This window comes from Sorangium sp. So ce362, assembly GCF_051519845.1.
GTDB lineage: Bacteria > Myxococcota_A > Polyangia > Polyangiales > Polyangiaceae > Sorangium.
This window is the reverse complement of record NZ_CP150332.1, coordinates 6233749-6248922: the sequence shown is the minus strand read 5'-3', so window position 1 is coordinate 6248922 and position 15174 is coordinate 6233749. Positions and strand designations below refer to the sequence as shown.

General features: G+C 73.4%; 11 protein-coding genes. 7 read left to right on the top strand and 4 right to left on the bottom strand.

The genetic code is table 11. The annotated features are described in order from the left end of the window. The first annotated feature begins 497 nt into the window (after window positions 1-497). The 5 genes from WMF17_RS23840 (at window position 498) to WMF17_RS23820 (ending at window position 5815) form a co-directional block, all read left to right on the top strand. Window positions 498-761, top strand: a complete 264-nt coding sequence (locus WMF17_RS23840; protein ID WP_437595373.1) for a hypothetical protein — start codon at window positions 498-500, stop codon at window positions 759-761. A 79-nt stretch (window positions 762-840) separates the two neighbouring features. Further along, window positions 841-1263: a hypothetical protein gene (locus WMF17_RS23835; protein ID WP_437643396.1), complete on the top strand. Its 423-nt coding sequence runs from the start codon at window positions 841-843 to the stop codon at window positions 1261-1263. Beyond that, complete coding sequence (locus tag WMF17_RS23830; RefSeq protein WP_437643394.1) at window positions 1260-1769, top strand: hypothetical protein; 510 nt, start codon at window positions 1260-1262, stop codon at window positions 1767-1769. The genes WMF17_RS23835 and WMF17_RS23830 overlap by 4 nt, the downstream gene beginning before the upstream one ends. A gap of 219 nt (window positions 1770-1988) precedes the next feature. Beyond that, window positions 1989-2123: a hypothetical protein gene (locus WMF17_RS23825; RefSeq protein ID WP_437643392.1), complete on the top strand. Its 135-nt coding sequence runs from the start codon at window positions 1989-1991 to the stop codon at window positions 2121-2123. 38 nt (window positions 2124-2161) lie between these two features. After that, a complete protein-coding gene (locus tag WMF17_RS23820) occupies window positions 2162-5815 on the top strand; it encodes an SNF2-related protein (RefSeq protein ID WP_437643390.1) in 3654 nt (1217 codons plus the stop codon). Window positions 5816-5822: 7 nt separating this feature from the next. On the opposite strand, the gene WMF17_RS23815 is transcribed toward WMF17_RS23820, so the two are convergent. The 3 genes from WMF17_RS23815 to WMF17_RS23805 form a co-directional block, all read right to left on the bottom strand. Then, window positions 5823-6413 carry a Uma2 family endonuclease gene (locus tag WMF17_RS23815; RefSeq protein ID WP_437595369.1) on the bottom strand — a complete coding sequence of 197 codons (591 nt, stop codon included), beginning with the start codon at window positions 6411-6413 and terminating at the stop codon, window positions 5823-5825. 78 nt (window positions 6414-6491) lie between these two features. Next, a complete protein-coding gene (locus WMF17_RS23810; RefSeq protein WP_437595368.1) occupies window positions 6492-7922 on the bottom strand; it encodes an MATE family efflux transporter in 1431 nt (476 codons plus the stop codon). A 184-nt stretch (window positions 7923-8106) separates the two neighbouring features. Further along, window positions 8107-9357, bottom strand: a complete 1251-nt coding sequence (locus WMF17_RS23805; protein WP_437595367.1) for an MFS transporter — start codon at window positions 9355-9357, stop codon at window positions 8107-8109. Window positions 9358-9566: 209 nt separating this feature from the next. Here WMF17_RS23805 and WMF17_RS23800 point away from each other — a divergent pair, with 209 nt between their 5' ends. Both WMF17_RS23800 and WMF17_RS23795 read left to right on the top strand, forming a co-directional pair. Continuing rightward, complete coding sequence (locus WMF17_RS23800) at window positions 9567-11969, top strand: hypothetical protein (protein WP_437643388.1); 2403 nt, start codon at window positions 9567-9569, stop codon at window positions 11967-11969. Window positions 11970-12016: 47 nt separating this feature from the next. After that, window positions 12017-14203: a hybrid sensor histidine kinase/response regulator gene (locus WMF17_RS23795; protein ID WP_437643386.1), complete on the top strand. Its 2187-nt coding sequence runs from the start codon at window positions 12017-12019 to the stop codon at window positions 14201-14203. A 193-nt stretch (window positions 14204-14396) separates the two neighbouring features. Here the strand turns inward: WMF17_RS23795 and WMF17_RS23790 are convergent, their stop codons facing one another. Continuing rightward, complete coding sequence (locus WMF17_RS23790) at window positions 14397-15122, bottom strand: hypothetical protein (RefSeq protein ID WP_437595364.1); 726 nt, start codon at window positions 15120-15122, stop codon at window positions 14397-14399. Window positions 15123-15174: the final 52 nt, after the last annotated feature.

Genomic DNA, 15174 nt, shown 5'->3' with positions numbered 1-15174 from the left:
CCCCGAGGCGCGTCCTTCGGGGAGAGGCGCGCCATCGTCGCGCCTGTCTTCGCCTGTCTTGAAGCAGCTTCGGTGCCAGCGGGATTTGGCACAGCTCGCGCGGAGATCGCGGCCTGCCGCGGGGGGGCATCGCGGTTCGTTGTGTCTCACTTGTGTCTCGACATGTCTCAGTTGTGCCAGCTGTGAGACACTCGGCTCGTGAGCCTCGCACGGAGGCGACGGCGCCGCGGCCGGAGGACGCCTCCGCATCGAGACGTTCGAGGCGGTGCGGAACGCCTGGCCGGAGCGCCTGCCGCCCACCGTCCGGCTCTCGATCACGGACCGGGTGGATGGCGGGGTCACGGTCGAGGAGTCGATCGAGCTGACGAAACGGCTCAAGGCGTCCGGCCTCGATCGGCTCGACGCGAGCCGCGGGGTCGTCGTCCCCGATCTCTCCAGGGCCCCCTGGGCCCGGCTTCCTGCTCCCGCACGCCGGGCGCGTCCGCAAGGAGGCGGGCGTGCCGGTCGCGACGGGGTGGTTCACGTACCTGTGGCTCAGCGCGTCCTCGTCGTCGTTCGTGCACATCGCGACCGAGTCGTCCCCGGAGCAGAGCCCGGCGCTCCGCGTGTGTCAGATGTCCACGGTGGCGCCCTGGATGGGGGAGGACCACCTGGCTCCTGGAGCTACGTCGCGGCCTCTCGCCTCGGCGCGCGCGGCCGAGCGCTCCCGCCCGAGCGCGGCAGCGGCCTGCGCCGCGGACCTGCCCAGGCTCGCGGTCTGAATGTGGGCAGCCGTGCTGCTCCAACCTGAGCCGGGCTACCCCAACCTGGGTCGGGCTACACGAGGAGCTCCGGGGGTGGGTGGCGACTGGCTACAGGATCATTGGCGGATCCAACGAGGAGAGCGGGCGCATCTCGCACGTGAAGGAGAGCCAGCGGCTAGCGTTCGTGGTCGAACGCATCACGGAGATTGCCATCAACCAGAAGATGGCGTCGATGCGAAAGAAACCAAGCGCGTCCTCCTCGGCGCAGGAATACGCCCGGGCGTTGAAGGTCGCGTTCGGGATCGGGAGCGATGATCACGACACCATCAGCATCGGGGACAGGCACGGGCGGCACGAGCTGCCCAAGACCATCGCGGCTGTCGTCGGGCGCTACCCGGACGGCTCCCTGCGCGTGCTCCTCGGCCAGAATCGGGCCAGCACGACGCAGAGAACGAGTACCGTGCCAAGGTCATCCCCTCGGACATCCGGGACAGCAAGGCGGCCATCGAGACGCATGTGAAAGGATCGCTGACGGAGAACCCCCGTGATCTGCTCAACTGCGCCGAATGCCTCCCGATCGGGAACCTCCTCCGCGACGGGTGGACCGTCACGGAGTCGCAGGCGCTGCGGCGGGATCAGGGGAACGATCACGCGTCGTGCGATCCGTGCGAGAACTGCCAGGCGCTGTACAACCTGAAGACGGCGGCCGAGAAAGTACGAGAAGAGCAGGCAGCGGCGCGCGCCGCCGAGGAGAAGGAGCGCGAGGCGAAGCTCAGGGAGCAGGCTCGCCAGAACGCTGAGGCGCAGCAGAGGCACCAGGCGGCGAAGGTCGATCTCGAGCAGGACGTGCGCCGCGTCGCCGACCAGCTCACCCCCGCCGAGAAGAGGGCGCTCAACAGGCTGTATAAATCGAAGCACTTTCCCAAGGCAAAGCTCGATTCAACGTGGATGGTCTATCGCACCGACGACGAGAAGAGGGCGCGCCTCAAGGAAGCAGAGAAGAACGAGAACCCCAAGAAGAAGTGAGGCCTATCTCGCCTCACTCAGCGCTTGCCATCGACCCGATGGGTTCGTCGAGCGCTGTTGGCCGATCTTCGAGGAATTTTCCCGAGATACAAATTGGTGAAGGCAGCGATCGTAGGGGTACTGTCGGTGATTTCGTCATCACCGTGACGAAGGAGTGAGCCTCTTTTCCCGCCCTGGAGCGGTCGACACGAGCCTCTGCTGCTCGCGTTCGCGCTGGCGATGACCCTCTCGGGGCGCGGCGTCGAGGCGGTGCGCCCGTGCTCGGTCGACACGGCCGCGGGCGGGGCGCTGCTGCTCGCGGCCGCGCTCCGCGGCGCGCTCGCTCCCGGGGGGCAGCGCGCCAAAACCCCTTGAACCCGGCCCGCGCACCCACAACGTTACGCGGCCCGACCATGCCAGGAGACCCCCAGGCCGTCCCCCCCGCAGCCCCGGCGGCGCCGTTCGAGACCCGGGCGGCCCTCCTGTCCTGGCTCGCGCACCACGGCATCGCGCACGTCGCCCGGCTCAACCTCGAGGCGGTGGCCCCGCGCGCCGACCCCGCCCTCTGGCCCGAGCTGCGGGTCCTCGGCGCGCGGCGGCGCCTCATCGATCTGGCGAGCGCCGACGAGCTGGCGCGCTCGATCGAGTGGCTCCCGCCCTCGCGCCTCCGCGACGCGCTGCCGCCCCTCGTCCTCCGCTTCCTGGAGGACGAGCGCGCCGGCGCGGCGCTCGCGCGCGCCGCCGTCCCCGCGCTGCTGCGGGCGCCCGACGAGCCGCGGGCCCTCCCGGCGCACGACCTGCTCTGCGCCCTGCGCGCCCGCGTCCCGGACGCCGCGGCCCCGCGCCCCGAGCGGGCGCTCCGGGCCGCCGCGCTGCGCTTCGACCCCGCGCTGCCCGGCTTTCGCCTCGACGACCCGCAGCCCTTCGAGTCGCAGCGCGTGGGCGCGGGCTTCGTCCGGCCCGAGGCGCGGCTGATCCTCGCGCCCGGGGCGCCCCGCGCCGAGTGCGGCTGCGGCGCGGTCGACTGCGTGCACGTGCTCGCGGCCATCGACGCGGCGCTGCTCTGGCTCCGCCAGCCCCCGGGCGAGGCCTTCTTCCGCGCGCTCGACGAGCTCGGGCGCCCCGCCTGGGAGCGCACCTTGCTGGCGCTCGACAGGGCCCTCGACGGCGGCCCCGGCGCGCGCGCCGGCGTCGAGATCACCTTCCGGCTCGACGTCGTCGAGGGCGCCGGCGTCGCGGTCGCCCCCTGGATCCACCGGCTCGGCAAGAAGGGCCAGCGCGGCGCCGGCGCGCGGATCGGCCGGAAGCGCCTCCTCCTGGAGCACGGCGCGAAGCTCTCCTCCGACGACGCCCGCATCGCCGCCCTCCTGCCCGACGGCGACGGGTTCGCCTCGCGGGCGCTGCTCGACGCGCTCATCGGCCACCCGCGCCTCTTCCTCGACGAGGCGCCCGACGTCGCGGTGCGCATCGAGCGCACGCCGGTGGGCCTCGTGGCCGAGGAGCGCCACGGCGCCGTGCGGGTGAGCGCCGGCGTCGAGGGCACCGCCCTGCCTCCGGCGCTGATCGAGCGCGTGCGCCGGGCCCGCCCCGAGGAGGTGGTGTTCCTCTGGGACTGGGACAAGGGCGCGCGCCGGCTCACGCTGCTCGACGTCAAGGCCGAGATCCGGGCGCTCGTCGACGTGCTCGTGCGCGACGGCAACGTCTTCCCGCCCGAGAGCCACGCCGCCCTCCTCTCCTCGCTCTCGCGGTGGGCGCAGCGCGTGCCCGTCGCCATGCCGCGCAGCGTGATGGGCGAGTCGATCCCGCCGGAGCTGCTCCCGGTGCTGCGGCTCACGGCCCAGCCCCGCGGCGCCGTGGAGGTCGAGCTGCGCCTCCGGCCGCTCGCCGACGGCCCGGCCCTCGTGCCGGGCGCGGGCGCCCGCGACGTGCACGTGCGGCGCGGGGAGAAGGCCCTGCACGCGCTGCGCGACCTGCGCCGGGAAGAGGACTTCGCCGCCGCGCTCGCCGCCGCGCTCCCGCTCGGCGGGGCCGAGCCGTTCGAGGACCGTCGCTTCCAGTACCGCTTCGCCAGCGCGCACGGCGCGTTCGACCTGCTCGCGGCCTGCGCGGCGCGCGAGCCGCCGCCGGAGCTCGAGTGGGTGGGCGCGCCCCTGCGCGTCGTGGGCGACCGCGGTCCCCACGCGCTCAAGGTCGCCCTCGAGCGGCGGCGCGAGTGGTTCGGCGTTCTCGGCGGCCTGAGCGTCGAGGGAGAGCGCGTGGAGCTGGCCCGGCTGCTCGATGCGGCGCGGCGCGGGGAGCGTTACGTGCAGGTCGAGGCGCAGACCTACGTGGAGCTGGGCGAGGCCCTGCGCCTCCACCTCGAGCGCCTGTCGGACCACGTGCACGCCACCCGGCACGGCCTCTCGGTGGGCCCCTCGTCCGCCGGCGTGCTGTGGGAGCTCGAGCGGGCCGGCGCGGCGCTCGAGGCGGACGGCGCCTTCCGGCAGCTCGCCGAGCGCGCCGCCGCCGCCGGCGAGCTCTGCCCGGCCGTCCCTCCGGCGCTCGGGACCGAGCTTCGCCCGTACCAGCGCGACGGCTACCGCTGGCTCGTGCGGCTCGCGGCCTGGGGGGCCGGCGGCGTGCTCGCCGACGACATGGGGCTCGGCAAGACCGTGCAGGCGCTGGCCGTCCTGCTCGAGCGCAGCGCGCGGGGGCCGGCGCTCGTCCTCGCCCCGACCTCGGTGGCCTTCAACTGGAGGGACGAGGCGCAGCGCTTCGCGCCTTCCCTGCGCCTCACGCTCTACGCGGACGCGCCCGACCGCGACGACGCGCTCGCGCGGCTCGGCCCGGGCGACGTGCTGGTGCTCAGCTACGGCCTGCTCGTGCGCGACGCCGCGCGCCTCTCGGCCCGGCGCTTCGCCACGGTCGTCTTCGACGAGGCCCAGAACCTGAAGAACGCGACCACCCTGCGCGCGCGCGCCGCGAGGGCGCTCCAGGCGGACTTCAGGTTCGCGCTCTCGGGCACGCCGATCGAGAACCACCTCGGCGAGCTCTGGAGCCTCTTCGCGATCGTCTTTCCCGGCCTGCTGGGCGGCTGGGACTCGTTCCGCGACCGCTACGCCACGCCGATCGAGCGGCAGAGCGACCCGGCCGCGGCGCCCGCGCTCGCGCGCGTGCTCGCCCCCTTCCTCCTCCGGCGGACGAAGGCGCAGGTGGAGGCCGAGCTCCCGGCGCGCACCGAGGTGCGCGTGCCGGTCGTCCTCTCGGGCGCCGAGTGGCAGCTGTACGAGGACGCGCGCCTCGCGGCGCTGTCCGATCTCGAGACGCGCCGGTCGGTCCGGCGCGAGCAGGAGCGGCGCGTCGAGGTGCTCGCGGCGCTCACGCGCCTGCGGCTGCTCACCTCGCACCCGCGCCTCTACGACGAGCGCTCGGAGCTCGCCTCGTCGAAGCTCGCGCGCTTGCTTTCGCTCGTCGAGGAGCTGCGGGCCGAGGGGCAGCGCGCCCTCGTCTTCAGCCAGTTCACCTCGCACCTCGCGCTGGTGCGCGAGGCGCTCGAGGCGCGCGGCGTCGCGTACGTCTACCTCGACGGCGAGACGCCCCGGAAGGCGCGTGGCGAGCGGGTGCGCGAGTTCCAGGAGGGGGCGGCGCCGCTCTTCCTCATCTCGCTCAAGGCGGGCGGCTTCGGCATCAACCTCACGGCGGCGACCAACGTGATCCACCTCGATCCCTGGTGGAACCCCGCGGTCGAGGACCAGGCCTCGGATCGCGCGCACCGCCTGGGCCAGCGGCGGCCGGTCACCATCTACCGCCTTGTGGCGCTCGGGACGATCGAGGAGCAGATGCTGTCGCTGCACGAGCAGAAGCGGTCGCTCGTGGCCCAGGTCCTCGGCGGCAAGGACGCGGCGGGCAAGCTCTCGACGCAGGACCTCCTGGGGCTGCTCTCGGAGCGGCTTCCGGGGCCGGCGGGCGGAGAGGGCGGCGAGGGGGAGGGCGGCGAGGGGGAGGGCGGCGAGGGGGAGGGCGGCGAGGGGGAGGGCGGCGAGGGGGAGGGCGCGCCGGCGCTCGACGACGAGCCGGCGCCCGCCTGAGGGCGCGCTACGTCGCCCAGAGCACGGCGAGCTCGATCTCGATGGCCTGGAAGGGCGCGGCGCGGACGCGCGCGGCGCCGCGGTGGGTGGCGACCGGGGTGAAGCCGCGGCCCGGGGCGAGCGAGAAGACCTCCAGGGTCCTCTGGATGGGATCGACCAGCCACGCGTGCTGCACGCCCTCGCGCGCGTAGAGGGGCATCTTCTCCTTGCGATCGTGCTGTTCGGTCGAGGGGCTCAGGACCTCGCAGATCCAGTCCGGAGCGAGCGAGAAGTAGGGTGTGTCGGGCAGCTCGGGCATGCGCTCGCGCCGCCAGCCGGCGATGTCCGGCACGACCGCCTCCACGTCGCCCGGCGACTCCGGATCGGGGAAGTGCAGCTCCGGCTCGTCCAGGATCCACCACCCGCCCGGTCCGTTCTTGCCGTGGTCGAAGGGACCACCGAGCTCGATGCCCAGGCTCGACGCGGCGCGCGCGTGCCGCGGCGCCGGCCGCGGGAAGACGTGCAGCACGCCGCGGATGAGCTCTGCCACCTTGTTCGGCGGCGCGGCCTCGAGGTCGGCGTACGTGGCGCGGCGGGGCTTCTCGGCGGGCTGGCCCATGGGCTCAGCCTGCCTGCGGGAGCGCGGCCAGGCAAGCCGACGCGCCGGGCGACCGGCCGGTGCGGCTCCCCGCCGTCATCACGCCTCTCCGACCTCGTTCGCGAAGGTCTTTGCGGGGTCGGCCTGTCGCGTCGCGTCCTCCGGAGCGGCCGGCTGGACGAGGGACCGCTTCCAGCGCCCCGAGAAGTAGTAGGCCATGCTGGCGACCATCGACACGAAGAAGCTCAGCGCGATGGCGTACCAGACGCCCTCCACGCTGTGCATCTCGCGGGAGAGCCAGTAGGCGAGCGGATTGCGGATCACCCAGAGGCTGAGCAGGGAGATCACGGTCGTGACCCCGGTCGCGCCGGAGCCGTTGATGATGCCGTTGCTCACGAAGGAGAGGCCAAAGAAGAGATAGCACGCGCCCACGATGTGCAGGTACGAGACGCCGAGCCCGATGACGACCGGATCGGTGATGAACACCCGGAGGAGCGCCTCGGGGAAGACGATGGCCGCCGCCGAGATCAGGAGCGTCATCCCGCCGCTGAACACGCAGCCCCACCTGAAGACCTCGCGCACGCGGCCGTGGTGCCCCGCGCCCAGGTTCTGCCCGGCGAGCGTCGATATCGCCATCCCCAGGGTGATCGCCGGCAACACGGCGATCTGGTCGATCCGCGACGCCGCGCCGAACGCCGCGGTCGCGACCTCCCCGAACCCGTTCACGATCCCCGTCACGACCACCATGCCCAGCGAGACCACCGACTGCTGGATGGACGCTGGCACGCCGATACGGCACGTCTTCCGGATCGTCGGACCGAGCTGGCCGAAGCGCGGCCACCTCGGCGCGATCGGCGACTTCCGGACGCGGAGATGGATGTTGAGCGCCGCGAGCAGGAGGACGTGAGAGACGAGCGTGGCCCAGGCCGTCCCGTTCAGGCCGAGCTCCGGCAGCCCCAGCCGCCCGAAGATGAGCAGCGGATCGAGCACCGTCGTGAGCAGGACGGAGCCGAGCTGAAAATAGAGAGGAGTCCTCGAGTCTCCCGTCCCCTGGAGCATGCTCCGGAGCGCGAACATGCCGAAGCTGAAGGGCAGCGAGAGCAGGTAGATCCGGAGGTAGCTCACCGCCGGCTGGAGGACGTCTGGCGGCGTATCCATCGCCCGGAGGATCTCGGGCGTGAAGATCTCTCCGAGGACGGTCAGCAGGATGCCGAGGCCGTAGATGAGCACCGTGGAGCCGTCCACCACGCGCCGCAGCTCGTCGAACCGCCTGGCGCCGAAGCTCTGCGAGACGAGGATGTTCGTCGCCAGGGTCATCCCCATCCCGACGCCGAAGATCGTGAAGATGACGGGAAAGCTGACGGTGACGGCCGCCAGGGCCCCGGTGCCGAGGAACTGACCCACCCAGATGGCGTTGATGAAGCTGTAGGCGGTCTGCAGGAAGCTCCCGAGCAGCATCGGGAGCGAGAACGTCACGAGGTGTCTGGGGATGCTGCCGGTCGTCAGATCGGTTCCGAACTTCGGTTTCATCAGGTTCCTCGCCCGCGGGGAGGGGGCGGAAGAGGGAGCGTGGATGGCGGGTCGAGCGCGGCGTAACGTAGCCGACGCGCGGCGACAGTCCATTCCCGCTGGCCCGCGGCTTGCCGTCGGCGCAGGCGGCTGAGCGCGTCAGTCCTTCCCATGGGCGCGACGGCGAGAGGCGTGACCCGCGCGCTCACACCGCCCGCAGCCGCCACACCGCGGGGCGCAGCAGCAGGAGCGGCGCGGCGAAGCCAGCGATCACGCCGGCCCACACCGTCGCTTCCACGCCGATCCGGCCGGCGAGCCATCCGGCCGCCAGGGTGCCCGCCGGCAAGAGCGCGCTGGTGAGCACGTGGAGCGTGGCGTTGACCCGGCCGAGCACGTGCAGCGGCAGCATCGATTGCCGGACGCTCACCGCGTGGATCATGAACGCCACGAGGAACGCGTCCCCGAGGAGCTGGTGCAGCACGAGGGCAGGGACCGCGAGCGGCCCGAGCTGCGCGGAGAGCGGGATGAGCGCGGCGCCGGCCTGACCCACGATGAGGCTGAGGATCATCGCCGGCCCGGCGCCGAAGCGACGGCCCAGCCAGCCCGCGAGGACGCTGCCGCCCAGCGCGCCGATGCCGCCCGCGCTGATGATCAGCCCGACCGCGGCGGGATCGAGCCGCAGGTCCTCCAGGAGATAGAGCATGTACAGCGCGGAGAAGACCCCTCCGCTCAGCAGGGCGTGCGCGCCCATGGCGAGGAACGTCGCCCCGATCACGGGGTGGCCGAGGCCGTGGCGCAACCCCACCCGGAGATCCTCGAGCAGCGAGGCGCCCCCCTCGGCCCCGTCGCCTCCGGCGGCGGCCGGGGTCTCGATCGCCCGGATGCGGCCGAGGAGCGCCGCCGACCCGAGATACGAGAGCGCGTCCGCCACCATCGTCAGCGGCGCGGTGAGCACCTGGATCAGGATGCCCGCGGCGCCGGGGCCGGCGATCTCCGCGGCGGCCTCGGTCCCCTCCAGCCTGGCGTTCGCCTCGACGAGGCGGTCCTGCCCGACCAGCGCCGGCAAGTACGCGTTGTCGGCGATCTGGAACAGGGAGGTGGCCATGCCGACCAGCGCGGCCACCACGAAGAGGTGGAGGAGGGTGAGCGCGCCGGTCCAGGCCGCGATCGGAACCGAGAGGATCAGCGCGGCGCGCACGAGATCCGCGCCGATGAGCAACGGCCGCTTGCGCGAGCGATCGACGAGCCCACCCGCGAAGAGCCCCACCAGGACGCCCGGCGCGGTGGACAGGGCCGAGAGCACCGCGACGCCACCCGCGTCGGCCCCGAGGCTCACGATGGCGATCACGGGCAGCGTCGTCCGGCTGACACGGCTGCCCAGCGCGCTCACCGCCTGCGCCGCCCAGAGACGCAGGAAATCGGGGTGGCGAGAGAGGCCGGCGGGGGGAGGGGACATTGCGGGGGGCGAGCAGAGCAGAGAAGAGAAGAGAAGAGAACGGGAAGGAGAGTCCAGCTTCCTGGAACGCGCCGGCGGGAGGGGCCCGAGAGAGCCTCCGGGGGCAAGACGCCTTGAACCCGACCCCGGGCGTCGGGGGGGGGCCCGCATCCCGCTCGCCTCTCCGGGCAGGCGCGGCTACTAAGGCAGCCCTGGAGGCACCCGCGCCCATGCCCACGCTGCTCCGTTCACCGGCCTTGAGGCTCGGCGCAGCGCTCGTCGCGATCGCGATGGCGCTCGTCGGTCTCCTGCCCCTCTTCGACGGCCCCGGCTACGAGAGCGCGCTCGCCGCGGGCCTCCTCGTGCCGAGCGTCGCGGCGATCACGACCGCCCTCGACGTCGCCGCCCACCGGCCCCTGCCGGTCGAGGCCTTCCGGCGGGGCGTCGCGAACGGCGCTCTGCTCGCGCTCGTCGCGTACGCCACCACGCTCGGCCACGGCCTCCGCGCCGGCTTCTGCGACGTGCTCGGCGGCTCCGCGCACTTCGCCCTCGGGCCCGTCCTCGGCGCGGCGCTCGGCGGCGCCTGGGGCGCGGTCGCGGGCGAGCTCGCCGCCGGCATCCGGCGCGAGGACGCCGCGCCCCCACCCCCGGCATGGCGGCGCCGGCTCGTCGCCGTCCTCGCCGCGCTCGCCGCCCCGCTCGCCTCGATCGGCGTGAGCGCCGTCCGCTTCTACACGAGCCCGATCGTCTTCGCCTACGACCCCTTCGTCGGCTTCTTCAGCGGCACCCTCTACGACACGGTCGTCGACGCCTCCGGGCTGCTCACCTACCGCGCCGGGACGCTGGCCACCCTGTTCGCCGCGTCCGTGCTCGCGCAGCACCTCGTGCACGACACGGGCGGCCGGATCTCGTTCCAGCCGCAGGGCCGCCCCGGGCTGCTCCTGCTCGGCGCGGCGAGCGCCGCCCTGGGCGCCGTGAACCTCCTCGAAGGCGCGCGCCTCGGCCACTTCCAGACCTCCGAGACCATCGCGGCCGAGCTCGGCGCGTTCTCGCAGGGCCAGCGCTGCGAGGTCGTCTACCCGCGCGGCATGCGCGAGGGCGACATCCTGCGCTTCGTGCGCGAGTGCGACGCCCACATCGAGGCCGGCGAGCGCTGGCTCGGCGCGCCCGCCGAGCGGGACGGCGAGCCGCTCCGGGTCCGCGCCTACCTGTTCGAGAGCGCGGCGCAGAAGGGCGCGCTCATGGGGGCGTCGCGCACGTACGTCGCGAAGCCGTGGCGCCGCGAGGTGTACCTGCAGGCCGCCGGCTTCCCGCACCCGACGCTCGGACACGAGATCATGCACGTGCTCGCCGGCGCCTTCGCCCGCGGCCCGTTCGAGATCGCCGGGCGGCTCGGCGGGTGGCTCCCCGACCCGGGCCTCATCGAGGGGATCGCCGTCGCCGGATCGCCCAGGGAAGGCGAGGACCTGAGCCCGCGCGAATGGGCGAAGGCCATGAGAGATCTCGGGATCCTGCCGCGGCTCTCGCGCCTCTTCGCGCTCGGCTTCCTGGCCGAGAACTCGTCGACCGCGTACACCGTGAGCGGCGCCTTCGTCGGCCACGTGCGCGCGACGCACGGCCCCGCCGCGGTGCGCGCCTGGTACGGCGGGAGGGCGCTGCCGGAGATCACCGGCGCCTCGTGGGACGAGATGGAGCGCGCGTGGCACGCCGAGCTCGACGCGCTGTCGCTCCCCGACGCCGCCAGGGCGCAGGCGAAGGCCCGGTTCGATCGGCCCGCCGTCTTCGAGCGGCGCTGCCCGCACGTGGTCGACGCGTGCGCGCAGAAGGCGGAGCAGCTGCGCGCGCGCGGCGACCACGAGGGCGCGATCGCCGAGTACCAGCGCGTCCTCGCGCTCGACCGGAGCCCCGCGACGCGCGTCGCCATCGCGGAGACGCGGCTCGCCAGCGACGCGCCCGGCAGCCGGGGCGAGGGGGTCCGCGAGCTCTCGGCCATCGCCGGCGACGCGTCGATGCCGCGCCACCTGCGCGACCGCGCGGCGGAGCGGCTCGGCGACGCCGCGCTCTCGGCCGGCGACCGGGAGGGCGCGGTGGCCTGGTACCGCGAGGTCGCCGGCCGCCTCGTCGACGAGGACCGGCTCCGGACGCTCGACGTCAAGATCGCCGCCGCGCACGACGAGCGGGCGCGCGCGGCCGTCGCCGAGCTGCTGATCGGGACCCGCGGCGGCGCGCCGGATCGGTTCCGGGCGGCGGAGCTCCTCGGCGCCTGGGCCGCGCAGGCCCCCGGCGACGGCCTGCCGAGCTACCTCCTCGGCCGCCACTACCTGAACGACGGCCGCTTCGACGAGGCGGCCGATCGCCTGGAGCGGGCGCTCGGCGCCCACCTGCCCGTCCAGCGGGTCTGGATCGAGGCCAAGCGCCTGCGGCTCGTGGTGGCGTGCGGCGTCGACGATGCCGAGACCGCCCGCCGGATGTTCGCCCAGTACGCCGCCCACGACGGGGCGGCCGGCACCGGGCCCGCCGTGAGCGAGGAGCGCCGGGACGCCGCCCTTCGCCTGCTCGAGCGGTGCGACCGCGCGGCGCCCCGGCCCGCGTCCCCGGCGACCCCATCCGACCCGCCGGCCGGACAAAAATGAAGAATGCCTCTCGTTCCCGCGCGCTGACGTGGTGAGATGGCGTGGAAATGCACGATGCGCCTGCGAGCGAGAGGTACCGTCGCCTCGTCGCGCTGAACGCCGTCCTCACCGTCGTGGCCCGCCACTCGAACCTCCTCCTGCCGAGGCCGTTCGAGGAGCTCGCCGACGCCGTCGGCCGGTTCGCCGCGTTCCAGGTCCTCGCGATGCTGTTTCCGGAGCCCGAGGGCGAGCTCCGCGCGTACGCGGCCTTCCGCGGCGACACGCTCGCGGCCGCGCCGTTCAGCGCGCTGGTCCCCGCGCCCGTGGCGCTCTTCCGGCGGGTGTTCGGCGAGGGCAAGACGTTCTCCTGCGTCGACACCCGCGCGGGCGACGCGCTCGAGGGGATGGGGGCCTCCGCGGGGTGCCTCTCGTACGTCGCGCTCCCGGTGCGGGCCGCGCCGCCCGGCGGCGAGGCCTCCGCGCGCTCCGGGCCGTCCGGCGGCCCCGTCATCGCGGCGCTCGTCCTCGGCTACGCCGACGCCGCGGCGGCGGCCGCCGCGCCGATCGAGCTCCTGGAGCAGCTCGCCGACGCGCTCGGCGCCGGCCTGGATCGCTCGCTGCGCGTCGTCGCCGGCGAGCGCGAGGCCGCCGAGCGGCTCCTCAGGATCCGCGAGCTCGAGGAGCAGCACAGGAACCTCCTCGACAACGCGCCGCTCATCATCTTCCGGCTGGATCCCGAGACCGGCGAGCTCTCGTTCCTGAACCGGCACGCCGAGCGGCTCCTCGGCGTGCCGGTGACCGAGGCGCTGAAGACGCCGGGCTTCCTCGGCGAGGCCCACGCCGATCCGGAGGGCGTGATGTGCTTCGAGGACGCGGTCGCGCGGGCCAAGCTCGGCGCCCCCTCGTCGTCCTACGAGGCGCGCCTGCGCAGGCGGGGCGGCGACGCGATCACCGCGCGCGGCACGGTGTACCCGCTCGTCTCGGATCGCGGCCGCGTGGTGGCGATCGAGGGCGTCCTCGCGGACGTGAGCACCGAGCACGCGGCGCGCACCCGGCTCATCCAGGTCGATCGCCTGTCGACGCTCGGCACGCTGGCGGCCGGCGTCGCGCACGAGATCAACAACCCGGCCGCGTTCATCCTGCTCGGCCTGGACATGCTCGATCGCCTGCTGCGCGGCCCGAACGTGCGCATGGAGGGCGCCGCCGCCTCGAGCGCGTCGGAGCTGCTCCGGGAGCTGCGCGACTCGATCAAGCGCATCGTCGACATCGTCCGCGATCTCAAGCTGTTCGCGAGCCCGCCGCAGCCCGAGGGGTCGCGGCGCACGCTGACGGACGCGAACCGCACCGTCGAGTCGGCGCTGAGCCTCACGCGCGGCCAGATCATCGAGCGGGCGCAGATCGTGAAGAGCCTGTCGGAGGTGCCGCCGGTCCTCATGGAGGACGGCCGGCTCGGGCAGGTCATCGTGAACCTCCTCGTCAACGCGGCGCAGGCGATCTCGAAGCCGGGCTCGAAGCACGAGGAGCGCGAGCAGACGGTGACGGTCGAGACGCGGAGCGACGGGGACACGGTCGAGATCGTGGTGACCGACTCCGGCGCCGGCATCGCGGAGGAGAACCTCCCGCGCATCTGGACGCCGTTCTTCACCACGAAGGGGCCCGAGGTCGGCACGGGGCTCGGCCTGTCGATCAGCCGCGAGATCATCGAGCGCGTCGGCGGGCAGATCACGGCGGAGAGCCCGGTCCCCGGGAGCGATCCGCCGGGCGGCGCGCGCTTCGTCATCTCGCTGCCCGCGGCGGGGCGCGCGGAGGAGGCGACGCCGAGCGTGGCGCCGGTGCCGCGGCTCGTGTCGACGCGGGCGCGGGTGCTCGTGGTGGAGGACGAGGCGTCGCTCGCGCGCGCGCTGTGCGAGCAGCTGGGCCGCGTGCACCAGGTGGCCGTCGCGCCGAGCGCGGACGCGGCGATGGGGATGCTCGCCGGCGGCCAGCGGTTCGACGTGGTGCTCTGCGATCTGCGGATGCCCGGCATGTCGGGCGACGTCTTCTACACGCGGATCCGCGAGAGCGATCCGGCGCTCGCGCAGGGATTCATCTTCATGACCGGCGTGGGCTTCGGCGCCGACGTGGAGCGGTTCCTCGCGTCGTCGGGCCGGCCGCTCCTGGAGAAGCCGTTCTCCGCCGAGGACGCGCTGAGCGCGATCGCCGAGGTGGTCACGGCGAACCAGGCCGAGGAGCGGGAGAGCGCGAGGTCTCGGTGAGGCGCGCTCAGCGGTGACGCGCGCGCGCCGGCGGCGGCGCGCGCGGTCAGCCGAGGATCTGCGCGCAGCGGGGCCACCCGCTGGCGCGCGACCCATTTCCGAGCGTGGTAGGGAGCGACGCGAGGAACGTTGTCGCGCGCCAGCCACGCATCGAATGGACCGCTTGGCCACGGACCACCTGAGCTGCTCGCCGTCAGGGGTTGCGCGTCAGCCGGACGTTGTACATGGTGCTCCCGAACACGATGCTGCCGTCTGCCCTCTGCTGGTCGACGACAAAATCGAAGGCGACCGTGTTGCGCACATCGATGGTGCACCCGGATGCATCACAATCGCAAACGCCTATTCTACACAGCGCGATGTATCCGCAGTCGGTGGGCTGCCCGTCCTGGGTACAGCCGGCGGCCCCTGTTCCCCACCCCCCGTTGGGCATGCAGAGGTAGGCGTCCGAGTCTGGCTGCATGAGGTACGACGTCTGAAGCTCGCACCAGCCCGTCCAGAGCTCTCGGGGATCGATGGCGAAACGCAGCCGGCGGTCGGTGAGCTGCGCATCGAGCATGGTGAAATCGAACCCCTCGTAGGGCAGGTCGGTATCGTAGTAGTTGCCCGGCTCGATCGACGTGGGATAGCCCACGTCCGGATCCACAGCCGGGGGGATGGCGGCTCCCGTGCCGAAGCGCACCTTCCCCTGGATCGATGCGCCCTCCACGGTGTCGATGTCGATCTGGATCACGTCCGATCCCGAGCGGAACTTGAAGTTCTCGACGTATCCATCCCAGTGCGCGATGAGCAGCGCGGCCGCGCTGGAGTCGGGGTTGGGCTCACCGCTGCCGATGGGCAGATCCTGCGACTGACAGCCGGTGTTCCCGAGCGAGGCAGCCGTGAAGAGCAACGCGAGCGCGACGCGGGTCGAACGATTCATGGTTCCTCCTGTCTCTTGCGGTCCATCGCTACATGGCCGGCGCGAGGAACAT

Bases quoted from the DNA above. Each gene is read 5' to 3' on its own strand.
- WMF17_RS23795 (WP_437643386.1), top strand. From the start codon at position 12,017: ATGCACGATGCGCCTGCGAGCGAGAGGTACCGTCGCCTCGTCGCGCTG.
- WMF17_RS23810 (WP_437595368.1), bottom strand. From the start codon at position 7,922: ATGAAACCGAAGTTCGGAACCGATCTGACGACCGGCAGCATCCCCAGA.
- WMF17_RS23790 (WP_437595364.1), bottom strand. From the start codon at position 15,122: ATGAATCGTTCGACCCGCGTCGCGCTCGCGTTGCTCTTCACGGCTGCC.
- WMF17_RS23825 (WP_437643392.1), top strand. From the start codon at position 1,989: ATGACCCTCTCGGGGCGCGGCGTCGAGGCGGTGCGCCCGTGCTCGGTC.
- WMF17_RS23805 (WP_437595367.1), bottom strand. From the start codon at position 9,357: ATGTCCCCTCCCCCCGCCGGCCTCTCTCGCCACCCCGATTTCCTGCGT.
- WMF17_RS23800 (WP_437643388.1), top strand. From the start codon at position 9,567: ATGCCCACGCTGCTCCGTTCACCGGCCTTGAGGCTCGGCGCAGCGCTC.
- WMF17_RS23820 (WP_437643390.1), top strand. From the start codon at position 2,162: ATGCCAGGAGACCCCCAGGCCGTCCCCCCCGCAGCCCCGGCGGCGCCG.
- WMF17_RS23815 (WP_437595369.1), bottom strand. From the start codon at position 6,413: ATGGGCCAGCCCGCCGAGAAGCCCCGCCGCGCCACGTACGCCGACCTC.